The following is a 15,970-nucleotide window of genomic DNA, read 5'->3' as shown; positions in this document are numbered from 1 at the left end:
GCCGACGAGACGCCTAGCAGTGCGCCAACGCTCCCAGCACGTCGTCGTGCTGAAACTGGTAGGGCAGGAGCGAGCGCACCAAACTACTGTCAATGGTTTTGCCGGTGCAGCCATCCTCGTCTTTGAACGTGGGTGGCTCCAATTTAAGGTACTGGGCCGCCGCCGGGTAAAAATCGCGCCGCAACGGGTGCTGGTCGGCACAAACGTTGAAAGTATGCCCCCAGACCTTATGCCGGATGATGGCCGAAAGCACGCCTACTACATCGGTGAGGTGCACCAGGTTGACGGGCGCGTTGCCCTGGCCCAGGTCTTGGCGGCCGGCCAGGAAGCGGCCGGGGGCGCGGTCGGGGCCCATGAGGCCGCCCAGGCGCACCACGGTGCTTTTCCACTGGCCGTAGCGTGGCACGAAGTGGCCCTCGGCGCGCAGCACATCGGAAGCCGCGTCGCGGGTGCTGATGGCATCGGCCTCGCGCATCACGCGCGACTCGTTGGGGTACACGCTGGTGGAACTCACAAAAAGCACGTGGGGCGTGCCCGCCGTGGCCACCGCCCGGTGCACGGGACGCAACAAGGCAGGGTAGGCACCCGCCGCCGCGGCCCGGGGCGGCACGTTGAGCACCAGCACATCGGCCGCTTTGAGCAAGCGCATGAGCAGGGCCTCCGAAGCAGCGTCAAACTCGTGGCCCAGCCGAAGCAAGTGCGGCTGAATGCCCGCCGCTTCCAGCGTGGCCATGGTTTCGGGCGTGGTGGTGGTGCCCAGCACCACGTGGCCGTCGGCGGCCAGGGAGCGCGCCAAGGCCAGCCCCAGCCAGCCGCAGCCCAAAACTAAAACGGTGGGGAGTTCCGCTCCCGATGTCGTGCTCGCGGAGTCCCCGGAAATGGAACTTGTCATGTCAGCCCAACAAATAAATAGCCTTAATGGCACGAAGGTGCGAAGAAAAGAGGGAATACTATATTCGGCAACCAAAATAATGCGCCAGGGCCTACTGTTGTGGCTGGCTAGCCGGCTTCTAGTACCTTCGGGCGGCGGACTGTGCCGCACTTCCCACCCTCATTCTGCTCCCGCATGAATACTCCCTACACGCAGCCCATGCTGCGCGACAACGCGCTGGCTGGCAAAACCATCATTGTGACCGGCGGCGGCACCGGCCTGGGCCGGGCCATGACGACTTATTTCCTGCGGCTCGGCGCCAATGTCACCATCAGCAGCCGCAAGCTGGACGTGCTGGAAAAAACTGCCGAGGAACTGCGCCAGCAAACCGGCGGCCGGGTGCTGGCCGTGGCTTGCGACGTGCGCAAATACGACGAAGTGGAAGCCATGCTGGAGCGCACCATCCAAGAGTTTGGCGGCGTCGACGTGCTGCTGAATAACGCAGCTGGTAACTTCATTAGCCCCACCGAGCGCCTGAGCCACAAGGCCTTCGATGTGATTGTCGACATCGTGCTACGCGGCTCTTACAATTGCACGCTGGCCGTGGGCAAGCGCTGGATTGCCGACAAAAAGCCCGGTACCATTCTGAACATTGTCACCACCTACGCCTCTGTAGGCTCGGCTTTTGTGGTGCCCTCGGCTACTGCGAAGGCCGGCGTGCTCGCCATGACACGCTCCCTGGCCGTGGAGTGGGCCAAGTATGGCATCCGTTCCAACGCCATTGCGCCAGGCCCATTCCCGACCGAAGGCGCCTGGAGCCGCCTGTTTCCCGAGCCCCTGGCCAGCAAGCTTGACCCGGCAGCCAGCGTGCCCCTTAAGCGCGTGGGCCAGTACCAGGAACTGGCTAACTTGGCCGCTTATCTGGTATCGGACTTCTCGGCTTATGTGAACGGCGAGGTTGTGACCATCGACGGCGGCGAATGGCTGAACGGCGCTGGTGAATTCAACAAGCTGGAAATGCTGACGCCCGAAATGTGGGACCAGATTGAAAAGACGATGAGAAGGTAATTTTTATCTCTCGTCATCCTGAGCGCAGCGAAGGACCTTATCACGTTAGGAGTAAAATTCAAACGTGATAAGGTCCTTCGCTGCGCTCAGGATGACGAGAGATAAAAACTATAGTTTGTAGTCCTTATAATCTTTCGAGAATTCCTCAAGCGGGATATTCTGGTTGGGAACTACGTCGAGGAATTCGAATTTTTCAAACAGCCCCTTGTCATCGTTCACCTGCACCACGGTGGGCAGATAGGTTTTTGGGTCGACGCAAAGAATAGTGCGGCGGCCGTAGGCATTGGGCACTTGCAACACTTTGCCTTCGGGAATCTTCTCGCCGATAGTGAGGTCGTTGCGTGTAATAACGCGGTATTCGCCGCAGCCAAACCGCTCGGCTACCGACTCGATGGTTTCGTTTTTGCCGGCCTTGTAGCTCACGTAGCGAAACTGCGGGAAGTCGGAACGCAGCACGTAGTTGGTGCGGCCTTGCAGCGTGGTGTCGCCAACGTAGCGAAACGACTTGCTGTAAGAATTGTCCTGCCGCAGGCCGGTGGTACGCAACAAATCCGAAATAGTGCCGAAACCAGCCTGCAGCGCCGTGTGGTGCTGGTTGGCGCGCATGAGCTTGCCGTTTGGGTCGAGGCTGAGGGTTACGTAGGGGAAACTGGCCGGGTACACCCAGGCATCGCCGCCGTTTTGGCCCTGCAGCCAGAGCACTTCCACACCTTTCTGGTTTTTAATGTAAATGCGCAGTGGCTTGTAGGTCAGCTTCATGACGCTACGGGCCTGGTTGATATTGCCGCCGATGCGTTCCTGGGCTTTCACCACGCAACGTAAGGTCTTCAAGCCCTCAATGGCGGTACTCATTCGTGACGTGAGTTGCTCGGTCGTAATGGCGGGAGGAGGAGTTGCCGCGCTCAAAACGAAAAACAAACCTGCGCCGCCAGCCAATGCGCCGAAAAGACGCCGAATAGATTGTGGGTTACCCATCATGTTAAAACAACCAGAGCGAATAGATGCAGAAAATTAATTTAAACTGATGTGCGGAAAACGTGACGCGGTGCTGTCAAAAATAAATAACTCGTCAATTTCCACGCCCTGCAAATGCGGGTAAAGCGGAAACTGTTCCACCACGGCCTGCACGGCGGCAGCATCGTCCCCGTTTATCGTCACCCAGCCGCGGCTGCGGTCGCTGCTGATGGCGTATACCTCCACTACTTTCTCGTTGAGCAATTGATTGATGAAGGCACGGTGCTCCGGTATCAGTGAAATAAATTCCTCATCAAAAGTTTCCGGTAAGCGAATGGAAACGACAAACGTGGGCATAGAAAACGGGAAAAATAATTACGAGTGGCCCAATTCAGCCACGCTGGGCAGTGCCACATCGCCCTCGGCGGGGCGGGCGACATTGTCGGGGCTGGATGTAGCCGCCCCAGCCGGTGTGAGGCTGCGGCCATGCTGTTCCCAGTCGCGAAATTTGGTGATTTCTGTCTGGAACTTGACGACAAACCAACTGACCAAACTCAAGTCATCAAGAAAACCCACTACCGGAATAAAATCGGGAACCAGGTCGATGGGTGAAAGGACGTAAAGCAGCACGGCCAGGCCCGAAATAATGGTGCTTGTGGAAATGTCGCGGTAATCGCCGCTGATGTAGCTGCGCACCAGTCGCACCAGCGTAAGCGCCACATCAAAAAGCTGCCGAAACTTATTGTCTTTGCTATCCTTAACGGCAAGCTTATCGGCTACTTCGTTGAGAACGGTAACTACCTTGAAGGGGCGGCCCAGAAGCTTGGTTGCGCGTCCAATAAAAACGTTGAACAACGCGTTTCTGGAGAGTTTGAGGCCTTTTTCGGCGAGAGAGGACATGGTGTGAAGCAATGAGTGAGGCTGACTTTACGCGCAAGCCTCCCCGGGCGTTGTTAAACAGCTTTCAAACACCGTGCCCAGCCCCACTACCGTTCGAACAGCGGCGTAGTGCCGCCCACCCAATCTTTGTCTTTGTTGAAATCAACCCCAATCATTTCGCCGCGGCTTAGGCGGCTCAGGCCAGTCAGCAATTGCGGGCGCGTTTCACCCTCAGGCCAGATGTAGAGCAGGCGAATCTCGCATTTCACCAAGCCATCGGGCGATTGCACCACGGGCTCATAATCAACTTTGCGTTGCAATAAATAATTCTGCTTATCGGCCAGCGCATCCAATTCCGGCGCCGTGACGTGAAGCCGCACGCCGGCCCCTGCAAAGGAGAATAGCGGCTTTAAAACATAATTTTCTAAATCGGCCGGATATTCTTCAAGCTCGTGCAGAAAATAGCTGGGCGGCACAAATGGACCATGCAGAAAGGGAAGGGTGAATTTGCTGATGCGGAAAAACCAGTTTGGGTGCCCAACCCATTTAACATCAACGTCATCGGTTAAGTTGAACTCGGTTTTTAGCTCCGGGTAGCGTGCCAGCTCATCGAAGATAATGCGGTTATAAATTCGCTTGATTTCGATTTCGCGGCCGTTTTTTTCATAGAATAGTTTCCGTCCCCGCTTGCGAATTTTGGTGATGCACACGGCATCAATTCCCCAGAATTTTTTGCTCAACGCAAAGTCGATGCGCGTCTTCTGCTTTTCCGGAAACAGCTCCAACAGAATGACATTTTCGGCAGGCTGGTCGGCCAAAATAAATTCGCGCATCCGCTTCTGATAGGCATCAAAATCAGGAACTTCGATAAAGGGCGTCACCGAATCCGGAATGGGAAAGTGGCGCGCGAACACACCCGGCAGCCAGGACTGAAATGCATAGAGCGACGGAAAGCCTTGCATCTCAATCAGCTGGGGTTCCAGCTCTCCGTTGGCATTGCGGCATACAGCGAAATCGAAAGTCAGGAATTCGGGACGCGCGTCTTCGTTGGGCACGCGCTGATGCGCTGGAATTGAGGGCTCTGTTAATTCCTTAAAATTAGGCTGCTCAATAACCTTAATTATGGTTTCACCGGCGGTAATTAATTTGTCACGCAGGCCGGCGGGGACGAAAACCGGAGTTTCGGCAACCCGGAAATCCAGCTGGCCGGGCAGCTGCTGCTCAATGTCGGCCAGCATTTCCTGATAGCGAGCGGGGGAGAAGGCGGAGTTGAATATGTGGCGGGGTTCCGGAATCATGAGCAGGAAGCAGCTACGGACAAGAATTAAGCAGCGGTGGGTTGGCCAAGTTCGGCCAAGGCGCGGCGCAGGAAGGTGGGCACCACCACCGATTCGGTGTGCTCAATGGTGGTGGGGTCGGCCAGCAGGCGAACCATTTCGTGGTACTTGGCCTCGCCGTAGGTGCTGATGACCTGCTGCTTGCGCTCGTCGGTGAGCATGTAGCGCAGCATGCCCTCGCCGTCGGCCTCGGGATGAAACTGGGTGCCAATGACTTCGGGCGTGAACCGGATGGCCATCACAGCGCGCTCCAGCGGCACATGCGGGCGCTCTTTCTCCAGGCACAGCACTCGGGCGCCAAAGGCATTCAGGCGGTCCATGTCGAGGTTGGTGAGCTGGTAGTCGCGCGAGTCGACGATATAGAACGGTTCGGGCAGGCCTTGCAGCACAGGCTCGGCCTGACCGGCGGGGGTGAGGTGGACTGGCAATACCCCAAACGAGGTGGACTTGCGCCGGCCTACGGTGCCCATACCCAAGTGCCGGCTCACAAGCTGGAAGGAGTGGCAGATGAGCAGCAGGTGTTTCTTGTTTTCCTGGGTCTGGTTGTGGGCCAGCAGCGCGTCGATGAAGTCGAAGTACTGACGCTCCCAGAGCTCGTCAGATGCTAGCGGGCTACCGGGGCCGCCGCTGGAAATGTAGATGTCGTAGTCCAGGTTGGGTACAACGTTTTCGGCCCTCACGTTATAGGTATCAACGTCGAACGTGAGGCCGTTTTCGGCCGCGCTGCGGGCCAGCAGCTGCCGGATGCAGCGCATGCCTTCGTTGCGGGCGTTGTCGTACATATCCAGAATGGCAACCCGAATAGCTTCCATAATTTGCTTAGTAAAATAGGACGTTCCGCCTAAAAGTATAGAAAAAGGCCAGGCTGGAGCCCAGCTAAAAAAGAAGCAACGCCAACCGGACGGCTGGCGTTGCTTAGGCAAAGATAATAAGGCTACAGTCCGTGCGTCGTCTCGGCGAGAATGTAGTCAACCACCTTGCTCAGGTCGTTGGTTTCGCGGAAAACCTGGAGCTGGCGGTCGGCGCCGGTGCCCATCTCCATCATTTTCAGCACGTATTCTACTTCGTGCCGGCTGCCAAGGTCGTCCACCACGTCGTCGATGAAGTCGAGCAGTTCCAGAATGAGCTTCTTAGTGGGCACTTCTTCCTGGATGCCGAAGTCAATCATGTTGCCGTCGAGGCCGTAGCGGGCGGCGCGCCACTTATTTTCCTTGATGAGGGCGCTGCGGTAAATGCGGAAGTTAAGGTTCTGAGCCTTGAGCTTGTAGATTTTGGCCACCAGCGCCTGCATGACGGCGGCCACGGCGATGGTTTCGTCGGCGCGCATCATCATGTCGCAGATGCGGTATTCGATGGTGTCGAAGAAAGGGTGCAGGCGCACGTCCCACCAGATTTTCTTGCCGTTGTCGATGCAGCCGGTTTTGATGAGCAGTTGCACAAACTCATCGTAGTCGCTGGCGCTGTGGAAAAAGCCCGGAATGCCCGTGCGCGGGAACCGCTCGAACACCTTGGTGCGGAATGACTTATAACCCGTTTCGCGGCCTTCCCAGAACGGCGAGTTGGTGCTCAGCGCGAACAAGTGCGGCAGGAAATACCGCAGCGTATTCATCATGTACACGCCCATTTCGCGGTTTTCGATGCCCACGTGCACGTGCATGCCGAAAACTAGGTTGGAGCGGGCGGCTTCCTGCAGTTCCTCCACAATCTTGTCGTAGCGGGCATCGGGCGTGATGGGCTGCTCCTGCCAGCGCGAAAACGGGTGCGTGCCCGCCGCGCCAATTTTCAGCCCTTGCCGGTCGGCCAGCTCTATCACCTGGCGGCGCAGGTGCAGCACCTCGGTGCGGGCCTCGGTGATGTTGTGGCAGATGTTGGTGCCCACCTCCACCACGGCCTGGTGCATCTCGGCTTTCACCTGTTCCTGCAGCGTGACGCGGCCGCCCTCCACAATCTGCGAAAGGTGGGAGCGGAGCTCCCGGGTTTCGGGGTCAATGGTCTGGAATTCTTCCTCGATGCCGAGGGTAAACGTGGGCATAGCCATGGGGCAGGACGAATACGAAAATGACAAGGGTAGAATGCTATTCCTCCGGCGCACGCGGTTTGTGCGCCGGAGGAACAAGCACAGACAATCGACTATTCGCCCTTCTTGGTCGTCGCTTTCTTAGCCGCTGGCGCCTTTGGAGCAGCAGCTTTGGCAGCGGCGGGGGCTTTGGCGGCAGCAGGGGCTTTGGCGGCTGCAGGCTTTTTAGCCGGTGCGGCAGCTTTCTTAGCGGCCGACTGCTCGCTGGCCGATACTTCGCCGGTGGGCGGCTCGGGCGTGGGGGCACCGGCGGCTTTCTTCGCCGCTGCTTTTTTGGCGGCGGGCTGCGGGGCGCCGGTGGCACCCAGGTCGTTGGTTTCGCGCACCGACTGGCCCATCTGCACGTTGGCGCCGATGGTGGGCGAGCCTTTGGGAGCGGCGCGCACCGAGTCTTGCACGAAGGTGCCCCAGGTCAGGTTGGTGCGGCCGGGGCGGTGGGCCTTGGCCCGCTCGATGGCCAGCTGGGCGGCGTGCTCCACCACCCACTCGAAGTTCTCAGCGCCTACCGAGTTGATGTCGGCGTCGGGGGCAGGGTTGCCGAAGTCGATGGCAATGGGCACGCCGTTGCGCACGGCAAATTCCACGGTGTTGAAGTCGTAGCCCAGGCCCTGGCACAGGCGCAGGGTGTAGTCCTTAATGGTGTCGAGCAGCTTCTGGCCGGCTTCGCCCTCGGTTTTCATCGTGGTCTGGTACCGCTCGTGGGGGGCGTTGCGGGGCTCGTAGGGCATGATGAGCACGTGCTTACCGCCCAGGCAGTAGCAACGGAAGTAGTCCTCGAACTCAATGGCTTCCTGGTAAAGCATCACCAGCTGGCCGGTTTCGTCGTAGGCGCGCCAGGCTTGCTCGGGGTTGTCTACTTTGTACACGCTCTTCCAGCCGCCGCCGGCGTGGGGCTTCATAAAGGCCGGGAAACCGATGTGGTCGAAGGCTTTCTGCCAGTCGAACAAGGCCAGGTTGCGGAAGGAATTTTCGGTAGTGTCGTCGGGGCGGTGCTTGCTGGGGAGCAGCAGGGTTTTGGGCACCGGCACGCCGAGCTGCACGGCCAGCGCGTTGTTGAAAAACTTCTCGTCGGCGCTCCACCAGAAGGAGTTGTTGATGACCACCGTGCCGGTGAGGGCCGCGTTTTTCAGGTAGGCGCGGTAGAAGGGCACGTCTTGCGAAATGCGGTCGATGATGACGTCGTAGCCGCAGGGCACGGCCTGCTCCACCTGCTCAATGTTCACGAACTCGGCCGTGATGCCGTCCACGGCTTTCTGGTTCACGCGGTCGACGAAGGCCTGCGGAAAGGTGTTTTCCTGACCAAAGAGGATACCGATTTTTTTCATGGGGAAAGGGTTTTGGCAGCGCTTAGGCTAGCGGGGGTTGGTGAAGAAATAGGGGTAAAGAGGGGTTAAGCAATGGTGCTCAGGTACTGCGGAAACATTTCTCGCCACACCGGCCAGTCGTGGTTACCAAAGGGCTTCACGTCGAGCGTGTGGCGAATGCCCTTCTGGCTCAGCAGGTGCGACATCTGGAAGTTGGCATCCTTGCAGAAGTCATGCTCGGCGGTGCCCAGAATGATATTCATCCACTGAAAATGCTCGCTGTGGGCGTTGGGAATGAACTCGGGTGGGTTGTTGAAATAAACGTTGTCGTCGTGGTAGCCATCCACGAACTGCCGGATGTCGAAGGCGGCGCCCATGGTGAAGAGGTGGGCCACCTGATTGGGGTGACGGAAGGCAAAATTCAGCGCGTGAAAGCCGCCGAAGCTGCAGCCGGCCACGCCAATCTTATCGACGTGACACTCGTGCTGCAGCATGGGCACCAGCTCGTCGCTCAGAAACTGGTCGTAAAAAACGTGGTTTTTCACCCGCACATCGGGCGGCAGGTGCTTGGCGTACCACGAATGTGCGTCGATGCTGTCGATGCAAAACAGCTTCACCTTGCCGGCCTCCACCAGCGGGCGGGCCGCTTCGATGAGCTTGAAATCACGGGCTTCGTTGTCGTGGCCCCCGGAGGTCGGGAAAATCACCACCGGGTAGCCCCAGGTACCGAAAACCAGCATGTCGATGTCCTGGCCGAGGTGGTGAGAATAGAAGCGGCGGTGTTGTTCTTGCACGGGAATGGCGGTGAGGGTGAAGCCGCCAGTGTGGTGCGGCGCGGCAAACTAGTCAAGAAATGATGGACCTACTGCATTTAACCAGTTTAATTTTGCGTGCTTGCGGTCTTTCCCACGGCCGCCGTTACTTTGTTTGATGCTTTCAGAAATTCCTGCCTCCGAAACGTCGCCCCTGGTCACCCGGCTGTGCCGGGAAGTGCTAACGTCCAACTTTCTGGCGCGCGATGTGGAGGTGAGCATTCTGCTGCCCCCGGCCGGTTTGGCAGCCTCCGCGCCTTACCCCGTGCTCTACCTCAACGACGGCCAGGACCTGGAGCGGCTGGGCCTGCAAGCCACCCTCGATACCTTATATAGTAAGGAGGCCGTCCGGCCCTTTGTGCTGGTGGCGCCCCACGCCAATGAGCTGCGCACACAAGAGTACGGCACCGCGGCGCACGCCGACTTCAATGGCCGCGGTAGCCTGGCCGGAGCGTATTCCGAATTTTTGCGGCACGAACTGCTGCCTTTTGCGCAAGCCAATTACCACGCCTCGGCCGAACCTACCGAGGCCGTGATGGCGGGCTTTTCGCTCGGAGGCTTGTCGGCGTTTGATTTGGTGTGGCACCACCCCGAGTGCTTCACGCGGGCCGGTGTGTTTTCGGGCTCGTTCTGGTGGCGGCAGCGGGCCGTGGGGGCCGGCTACACGCCCGCCGACCGCATTATGCACGGCCTCGTGCGGGCTGGGCAGTTGCACCCGCAGCACCGCTTCTGGCTGCAAACCGGCACCCTTGATGAGCGCGGCGACCGCAACGAAAACGGCGTCATCGATTCCATCGAAGACTGCCTCGACCTCATCGAAGAGCTACGCAAAACCGGCCTGGACCTGGCGCAATCCCTGCGTTACGTGCAGATTGAAGGCGGCCACCACCACCCCGACACCTGGGGCCGGGTGATGCCCGACTTCCTGGTTTGGGCCTTTGGGCAGGAGCAGGGTGCGCGAGAATTGCCCGCGCCACTGCCTGTGGTGCGCCTGTGCTTCGACTCGCATTTGGCGCCATCCATCTTGCCATCCACCGCGCCGGGACCGGTCGAAATTCTGCCATTAGTGCTGCCTACCGATGCAGCTCCGGCGCAACCCGCGCCAATAGAAACCGCCGTTCTAACTCACCAAACGTTTGCCATTATGTCAATTGCGCGACCCGCCGAAGGCGATTTTCTGCCCTACGCCGCCGGCTACATCAACCAGATTCCCGAAGACATAAGCCCGCTGGATGCCCTGCGCACCCAGCCGGCAGAAATCCGCGCGGTATTCGCCAACCTGAGCGAGGAGCAGGCCGAAAAAGCTTACGCCGAAGGCAAGTGGACGCTCAAAGAAATGCTGCTGCATCAGATTGATACCGAGCGAGTATTTGCCTATCGCGCGATGCGCTTCGCCCGCGCCGACAGCCAGGACCTACCTGGTTTTGAGCAGGACGACTACGTGGCCCACAGCGGCGCCAATGCCCGCCCCATTGCCAGCCTGCTGGCCGAGTACGACGCCACTCGGGCCGCCACGCTGGCCTTGTTCGAGAGCTTCACCGAGGAGCAGCTGAACCGGCGCGGCACCGCCAACGGTGGCCCGGCCACAGTGCGGGCGCTGCTCTACATTGTGCCCGGCCACGAGCGGCACCACCTCAACATTATTCGCGAGCGGTACCTGCCCATTATTTAACGCACTGGCAGTTTTAATCGCCAAAATTTCTACCTTCGCTCCCCACAACGCCACGGCCCTGCTGTGCGTTGAACCTGCGGAAATTCACCTCAACCCAACTAGTTCTTTTCAATCATGGCCAAAGCCCAAGACGCCCGTAAAGAGAAAAAGAAAGAGCCCGCCAAAACCATGAAGGAGAAAAAAGCGGAGAAAGACGAGAAAAAAGCCGCCCGTGCCCGCAAACAGGAGTAGTCTGAACCACGGATTCGCCCGGATTATTCGGATTCCGCGGATTTTGTGAAAGTCTGATAAGCTGAAAGTCCAAGGATTCAGAAAGGCCACCTGTAAGGTGGCCTTTCTTTTTAGGCTTCTTCTAACTCGCAGCCGTTTATAAAATCCGCGAAATCCGAATAAGCCGGGCCAATCCATGTTTCAGATAGTGTAATAGGGCTCTTTCTCCTTGTTGTGGTGCCGGATGTAACCGTGCAAAGTCAACTTTATCAGCGTTTGGAAGGCCCGGCGCTTGCCCATGTTCACAAGCTTCATGTATTGCGCTAGGGTAATGCGGGGGTGGGTTTTCAGGTACTCAATAACGGCTAGCTCCTGCTTGTTGAGCGGGATTTTTTCAAAGCGCGCCTCGGGTTGCTGACGCTCCAGCAGCTTCTCGGTGAGGCCGCTGGTTTGTACGCTGGCGTCGCGCACGCGCACGTAGCCGCGCCAGTCATCGGGGGCCACCTGGGCGCGGTGGGGCTTGTTGAGGCTTTCGGGCACCGTCACAATGATGACGGTACGGTCGTCTTCCTCCACTTCCTGAAAGCGCAGCGTGGTGAGCGGCGGCTCCACGTAGTGCTGCGCGGCTTCGCGGAGCACAAACAATTCTTCCTCCGGGTCGCGCACGCCCAGGATGCGGCCGGCATCATCAACGCCCACCAGCACCTGCCCGCCTCGTGTGTTTGCCAGCGAAACCAGCGTGCGCGAAATGCGGTGGGGGTGGGTAGTTTTTTGCTTGAATTCCAACTCCTCGCCCTCGCCCCGCGCAATCAGTTTGTGTAAATCCATGCCTTCTTATACGTGAACCGAGCATAAAAAATGCCGCTCCGGTTTCCCGAAGCGGCATTTTCTGTTTTGCAACTAATGGCCTTAGAAGGGCAGGTCGTTGTCGTCGTCGCTGGCGATGGGGGCCGCCGAAGGCTGGGCACGCAGCGAGGGATTCTGGTTTTGGGCAGCGGGGCGGGGAGCCGACTGTTGCTGGCCACCGCCGTAGCTGGCACCACCGGCAGCCTCAATTTTCCAGGCTTCGAGGTTGGTGAAGTACAGCATCTGGCCGTTTTTGTTGAAGCCGCGGCCGCGGAGGTTGAACGTCACCTTCACTTCATCCCCGATTTTGTAAGGGTCGATGAGGCTGGTTTTGTCCTGAACCATTTGAAACTTAATATGCTCGGGATACTGGCCGTCCTGGACTTCCAGCACGAACTCGCGCTTGCGAAACTTTTCGCTTACCTGCTGTTCGTCAAAGATTTCGTGCAGCCGGCCGGTTACGTCGTATGCCATAAAACTGGGGGTGTTTTGGTATTAAAAAACTTGAACATCAAACCTACGAAAAAAAACACTATCGGGCCGCCAGCCGTTCCCTCAACCTACCTTTACTGCCCATTTAAGCCGCTTATTTCCCAAAAATGTTTGCACTCGCCATCCACGGCGGAGCCGGCACCATTGCCCGCGCCTCCCTCTCTCCCGACGCTGAGCGCGAGTACCGCGCGGCCCTCGAAACTGCCCTCAACACCGGCTATGACCTGCTGCGCGATGGCGCCGCCGCCCTCGACGCCGTGGAAGCCGCCGTGCGCAGCCTCGAAGACTGCCCGCTCTTCAACGCCGGGCGCGGGGCCGTGTTCACGCACGAGGGCCACCACGAGATGGATGCCGCCCTCATGAGCGGCCACAACCGCCTGGCCGGCGCCGTGACCGGCGTCCGTCAGGTGCAAAACCCCATCCGAGCCGCCCGCCTGGTGATGGAAAAAACCGAACACGTGCTGCTGGGCTACCCCGGCGCCGACGAGCTGGCCCGCGAATACGGCTTGCCCCTGCAGCCAAAGGAATATTTTTTCACCCAGCACCGCTACAACCAGCTGCAGGAAGCCCTACGCGAAGGCCGCATGCGCCTCGACCACAGTCAGGCCCGCCCCGTGCCCGCCACTGAGGCACCCGCCACCGCGCCGCTCGAAGAACCCGAAAAATTCACTGAGCCTGTTGAGCCCGACCCCAACTGGAAAAAAGGCACCGTGGGCGCCGTGGCTCGCGACCAGCACGGCCACTTGGCCGCCGCCACCAGCACCGGCGGCATGACCAACAAGCGCTACTCCCGCATCGGCGACACGCCGATTATAGGTGCTGGCACCTGGGCCGACGAACGCTGCGCCATCAGTTGCACCGGCAATGGCGAGTATTTCATTAGGGCCGTAGCGGCTTACGACGTGGCTTGTTTGATGGAATACAAGGGTTTGTCGCTGGAAGAAGCCTGCCGCATTGTGGTACAGGATAAGCTGGCCCCCGTGGGTGGCGAGGGCGGCCTGATTGCTGTGGACGCCGCTGGGATTATCACGCTGCCGTTTAATTCGGAAGGCATGTACCGCGCCAGTCGGGTGGCAGGCGGAGAGGCGCTGGTGGCTATATATAAGGAGTAGTCGTAGCGATAGCGCCAGTTTTGAGTGTTGAGCGAAAGCTAGAACGTCATGCTGAGCGCAGCCGAAGCATCTCTACTGCTGAAGTAAATAATTACTGTTGCGATAGAGATGCTTCGGCTGCGCTCAGCATGACGTTTCTTTTTGTCACCTGTGATTATAGCTACCAGCTATAGTGCACCAGCGGCCGAATCCGCCGGTCGTAAATTTCCCGCACGGCTTGCATCTGTTCGGCCGACAGCGGGGGCAAATCGGCCGCTTGCAGGTTAGAGAGAATCTGCTCGGGGCGGGAGGCACCGGGGATGACGCAGCTCACTTCGTCGAACATCAGAATCCAGCGCAGAGCTAGGGCGGCCAGCGGGGCTTGGTCGCCGAGGGCTTGTTTCAGCTCATTCACGGCCGCGAGGCCCGTTTCGTAGTCGACACCGGAGAAGGTTTCGCCGCGGTCGAAGGCTTCGCCGTGGCGGTTGAAGGCGCGGTGGTCGTCGGGTGCGAAGTGGGTGTCGAGCGAGAACTTGCCGGTGAGCAGGCCGCTGGCCAGGGGCACGCGCACGATGAGGCCGACGTCGCGGCGGGCGGCTTCTTTGAAAAACAGCTCCGGCGGACGCTGACGGAACATGTTGAAAATAACCTGCACCGTGGTCACGTTCGGGAATTCAATGGCTTTTAGGCCTTCCTCCACTTTTTCGATGCTCACGCCGAGGTGCTGAATTTTGCCTTCCTCGCGCAGGCGGTCGAATAATTCGAAGATTTCGGGCCGATAGTACACGTCGGTAGGTGGGCAATGCAGCTGAATCAAATCGATGGTTTCCAGCTGCATGTTGCGCAGACTGTCTTCCACAAACTGGCGCAGCGCGGCGGGCTGGTAGGCATCGGCCGTGTGGGGCTGGAAGCGGCGTCCGCATTTGGTGGCCACGTAGAGGCGTTCGGAGCGGGCGCGCACGAGGCGGCCCACGGCTTTCTCACTTTCGCCGTCGCCGTACACATCGGCCGTGTCGATGAAATTGATGCCGGCATCGACGGCCGCGTTCAGGATGCGGTCGGCATTTTCGTGGCTGAACGATTCGCCCCATTTGCCGCCCACCTGCCAGGTGCCGAGGCTAATTTCAGAAATGGAAAATCCGGTTTTGCCGAGTTTGCGGTAGTTCATTTTTTTAGACTCTATATAATAAGGTATGTTTTGTGATGGGCGCACCCGCGTATGCATCTGCGGCGCAGGTGTGCCGGCAAGTTAAGAGTACGCAACCGCTCTGCTTCTCGGCAATAAAAAGCCCGCCCGTTGAGGAAACGAGCGGGCTTCTCTTGGTTTTAAGTGCAGAAACTTACTCTGCTGTCGAGGTAGCCGCCAGGGCCTCCGCGGCAACCTTCTCTGCCTCGGGCGTGGCCGTATGTAGGGGCAAGGCTTCCTTGCTAGCGTAGAATTTACGTTCCCGGATGTCATACACGTTGCCTTTGGCCAGCACGTGCATGGTCACGTTTTCGATGGAAAGCACTGTGCCTTTCTTGGCAGCGGCGGCGTTGTTGTGCTGAATGCCGTGACCGTCGAGGATGATAACCAGGTTAGAGCCAATGGTTTCGACCCAGTTGCCCTCGGTGATGAGCACGCCGGTGTCTTCGCCCAGCCCGATGCCAATAAGCTTGGGGTGCAAGGCCACCGACTCGATGAGCCGACCAAAGCGGCCGCGCTTCACGAAGTGTGAGTCGACAATGGCCGCCGGCAGCAGGCCCAGCCCAACGCCCATTTTCACAGCGCCCTTCAGCAGGGCATCCGGCACCGAGCCGCCGCGAATCATGTGCTGCGACATAGCCATGGCCCCGGCGCTGGTGCCAGCAATCACAAAGTTTGGCTCGGCGTAGTAGCGCTGAATAATGCGGTCGAGGAAGTCGGTTTCGCCGAACATCTCGCGCAGCCGCGACTGGTTGCCGCCCGAAAACATGATGACGTCAGCCGCCAGCATGCGCTCCAAATACTCCGGCTGGCGGGCATCTTCGGGCGTGCGAATGTCCATGATGCCCACGTTCAGGCAATTGAGCATGGCGAAAGAGCCGGTGTATATCGGCCCTACTTCTTCCGGAATCATGGAGGCGGTGGTAATGACCTCAATGCGCGGGTCAATTTTGCCCGATTCGAGCACGATGCGCTTGAGGATGCCCAACTCGAAGAAGTTGAGGTAGTACTTGCGGCGGGTTTTCGGATTGGGGTAGGTACCCTTGTCCTCGTTGCCGCCAACGGCGATGAGCTTGCCGAGAGGGATGATGCTTTTCAACGGATGCGGGGATAACTGAGAAATGCGTGAGGAAGGGCCGCCGGGGCAGCCGGGTGGGAGTAAAGCCCGCGC

15 protein-coding genes and 1 pseudogene are annotated in these 15,970 nt (G+C 58.9%); 3 read left to right on the top strand and 13 right to left on the bottom strand.

From position 1 onward, the window contains the following. Window positions 1-13 precede the first annotated feature (13 nt). Window positions 14-823, bottom strand: coding sequence for a Rossmann-fold NAD(P)-binding domain-containing protein (locus tag I2I01_RS02110; RefSeq protein ID WP_196284761.1), 810 nt, complete (start codon window positions 821-823; stop codon window positions 14-16). A gap of 243 nt (window positions 824-1,066) precedes the next feature. Between I2I01_RS02110 and I2I01_RS02105 the strand changes: the two genes are divergently transcribed. Then, window positions 1,067-1,939 carry an SDR family oxidoreductase gene (locus tag I2I01_RS02105; RefSeq protein ID WP_196284760.1) on the top strand — a complete coding sequence of 291 codons (873 nt, stop codon included), beginning with the start codon at window positions 1,067-1,069 and terminating at the stop codon, window positions 1,937-1,939. A 108-nt stretch (window positions 1,940-2,047) separates the two neighbouring features. Here I2I01_RS02105 and I2I01_RS02100 read toward each other — a convergent pair whose 3' ends face one another. The 8 genes and pseudogenes from I2I01_RS02100 to I2I01_RS02065 form a co-directional block, all read right to left on the bottom strand. Then, window positions 2,048-2,791 (bottom strand): DUF1571 domain-containing protein, encoded by a 744-nt coding sequence (locus I2I01_RS02100; RefSeq protein ID WP_196284759.1) that lies wholly within the window; start codon window positions 2,789-2,791, stop codon window positions 2,048-2,050. A gap of 159 nt (window positions 2,792-2,950) precedes the next feature. Further along, complete coding sequence (locus I2I01_RS02095) at window positions 2,951-3,250, bottom strand: hypothetical protein (RefSeq protein WP_196284758.1); 300 nt, start codon at window positions 3,248-3,250, stop codon at window positions 2,951-2,953. A 189-nt stretch (window positions 3,251-3,439) separates the two neighbouring features. Beyond that, window positions 3,440-3,562, bottom strand: a pseudogene (locus I2I01_RS23100) (YkvA family protein); the annotation flags it as partial. Window positions 3,563-3,879: 317 nt separating this feature from the next. Then, window positions 3,880-5,070, bottom strand: a complete 1,191-nt coding sequence (locus tag I2I01_RS02085) for an ATP-grasp domain-containing protein (RefSeq protein ID WP_196284756.1) — start codon at window positions 5,068-5,070, stop codon at window positions 3,880-3,882. Between the two features lie 26 nt (window positions 5,071-5,096). Beyond that, window positions 5,097-5,921, bottom strand: coding sequence for a type 1 glutamine amidotransferase (locus I2I01_RS02080; RefSeq protein WP_196284755.1), 825 nt, complete (start codon window positions 5,919-5,921; stop codon window positions 5,097-5,099). Window positions 5,922-6,043: 122 nt separating this feature from the next. Continuing rightward, the gene (locus tag I2I01_RS02075) at window positions 6,044-7,141 is read right to left on the bottom strand and encodes a carboxylate-amine ligase (RefSeq protein ID WP_196284754.1); all 1,098 of its coding nucleotides are present in this window, start codon (window positions 7,139-7,141) and stop codon (window positions 6,044-6,046) included. A gap of 98 nt (window positions 7,142-7,239) precedes the next feature. Further along, window positions 7,240-8,511: an ATP-grasp domain-containing protein gene (locus tag I2I01_RS02070; RefSeq protein WP_196284753.1), complete on the bottom strand. Its 1,272-nt coding sequence runs from the start codon at window positions 8,509-8,511 to the stop codon at window positions 7,240-7,242. Between the two features lie 65 nt (window positions 8,512-8,576). Next, window positions 8,577-9,284: an alpha/beta fold hydrolase gene (locus tag I2I01_RS02065; RefSeq protein WP_196284752.1), complete on the bottom strand. Its 708-nt coding sequence runs from the start codon at window positions 9,282-9,284 to the stop codon at window positions 8,577-8,579. A 136-nt stretch (window positions 9,285-9,420) separates the two neighbouring features. Between I2I01_RS02065 and I2I01_RS23095 the strand changes: the two genes are divergently transcribed. Further along, a complete protein-coding gene (locus tag I2I01_RS23095) occupies window positions 9,421-10,974 on the top strand; it encodes an alpha/beta hydrolase-fold protein (RefSeq protein WP_211537772.1) in 1,554 nt (517 codons plus the stop codon). A 411-nt stretch (window positions 10,975-11,385) separates the two neighbouring features. Here I2I01_RS23095 and I2I01_RS02050 read toward each other — a convergent pair whose 3' ends face one another. Both I2I01_RS02050 and I2I01_RS02045 read right to left on the bottom strand, forming a co-directional pair. Beyond that, window positions 11,386-12,012 carry an AlbA family DNA-binding domain-containing protein gene (locus I2I01_RS02050; protein WP_196284751.1) on the bottom strand — a complete coding sequence of 209 codons (627 nt, stop codon included), beginning with the start codon at window positions 12,010-12,012 and terminating at the stop codon, window positions 11,386-11,388. An 81-nt stretch (window positions 12,013-12,093) separates the two neighbouring features. Next, window positions 12,094-12,504: a DUF3127 domain-containing protein gene (locus I2I01_RS02045; RefSeq protein WP_196284750.1), complete on the bottom strand. Its 411-nt coding sequence runs from the start codon at window positions 12,502-12,504 to the stop codon at window positions 12,094-12,096. A gap of 125 nt (window positions 12,505-12,629) precedes the next feature. On the opposite strand from I2I01_RS02045, the gene I2I01_RS02040 reads away from it, so the two are divergent. Further along, window positions 12,630-13,634, top strand: coding sequence for an isoaspartyl peptidase/L-asparaginase family protein (locus I2I01_RS02040; protein ID WP_196284749.1), 1,005 nt, complete (start codon window positions 12,630-12,632; stop codon window positions 13,632-13,634). 160 nt (window positions 13,635-13,794) lie between these two features. Here I2I01_RS02040 and I2I01_RS02035 read toward each other — a convergent pair whose 3' ends face one another. Next, window positions 13,795-14,781: an aldo/keto reductase gene (locus I2I01_RS02035; RefSeq protein ID WP_196284748.1), complete on the bottom strand. Its 987-nt coding sequence runs from the start codon at window positions 14,779-14,781 to the stop codon at window positions 13,795-13,797. Window positions 14,782-14,953: 172 nt separating this feature from the next. Beyond that, complete coding sequence (locus I2I01_RS02030) at window positions 14,954-15,898, bottom strand: cyanophycinase (RefSeq protein WP_196284747.1); 945 nt, start codon at window positions 15,896-15,898, stop codon at window positions 14,954-14,956. Window positions 15,899-15,970: the final 72 nt, after the last annotated feature.

Origin of the sequence: Hymenobacter properus (genome assembly GCF_015694735.1) — a bacterium.
GTDB classification, from domain to species: domain Bacteria; phylum Bacteroidota; class Bacteroidia; order Cytophagales; family Hymenobacteraceae; genus Hymenobacter; species Hymenobacter properus.
Note: the sequence above shows the minus strand (reverse complement) of the source record. Positions and strands in the feature narration are given on the sequence as shown.

What these genes read in the sequence shown, in the direction of transcription:
- I2I01_RS02105 (WP_196284760.1), top strand. Translation starts at nt 1,067, where the DNA reads ATGAATACTCCCTACACGCAGCCCATGCTGCGCGACAACGCGCTGGCT.
- I2I01_RS02100 (WP_196284759.1), bottom strand. Translation starts at nt 2,791, where the DNA reads ATGAGTACCGCCATTGAGGGCTTGAAGACCTTACGTTGCGTGGTGAAA.
- I2I01_RS02095 (WP_196284758.1), bottom strand. Translation starts at nt 3,250, where the DNA reads ATGCCCACGTTTGTCGTTTCCATTCGCTTACCGGAAACTTTTGATGAG.
- I2I01_RS02085 (WP_196284756.1), bottom strand. Translation starts at nt 5,070, where the DNA reads ATGATTCCGGAACCCCGCCACATATTCAACTCCGCCTTCTCCCCCGCT.
- I2I01_RS02080 (WP_196284755.1), bottom strand. Translation starts at nt 5,921, where the DNA reads ATGGAAGCTATTCGGGTTGCCATTCTGGATATGTACGACAACGCCCGC.
- I2I01_RS02075 (WP_196284754.1), bottom strand. Translation starts at nt 7,141, where the DNA reads ATGCCCACGTTTACCCTCGGCATCGAGGAAGAATTCCAGACCATTGAC.
- I2I01_RS02070 (WP_196284753.1), bottom strand. Translation starts at nt 8,511, where the DNA reads ATGAAAAAAATCGGTATCCTCTTTGGTCAGGAAAACACCTTTCCGCAG.
- I2I01_RS23095 (WP_211537772.1), top strand. Translation starts at nt 9,421, where the DNA reads ATGCTTTCAGAAATTCCTGCCTCCGAAACGTCGCCCCTGGTCACCCGG.
- I2I01_RS02050 (WP_196284751.1), bottom strand. Translation starts at nt 12,012, where the DNA reads ATGGATTTACACAAACTGATTGCGCGGGGCGAGGGCGAGGAGTTGGAA.
- I2I01_RS02045 (WP_196284750.1), bottom strand. Translation starts at nt 12,504, where the DNA reads ATGGCATACGACGTAACCGGCCGGCTGCACGAAATCTTTGACGAACAG.
- I2I01_RS02040 (WP_196284749.1), top strand. Translation starts at nt 12,630, where the DNA reads ATGTTTGCACTCGCCATCCACGGCGGAGCCGGCACCATTGCCCGCGCC.
- I2I01_RS02035 (WP_196284748.1), bottom strand. Translation starts at nt 14,781, where the DNA reads ATGAACTACCGCAAACTCGGCAAAACCGGATTTTCCATTTCTGAAATT.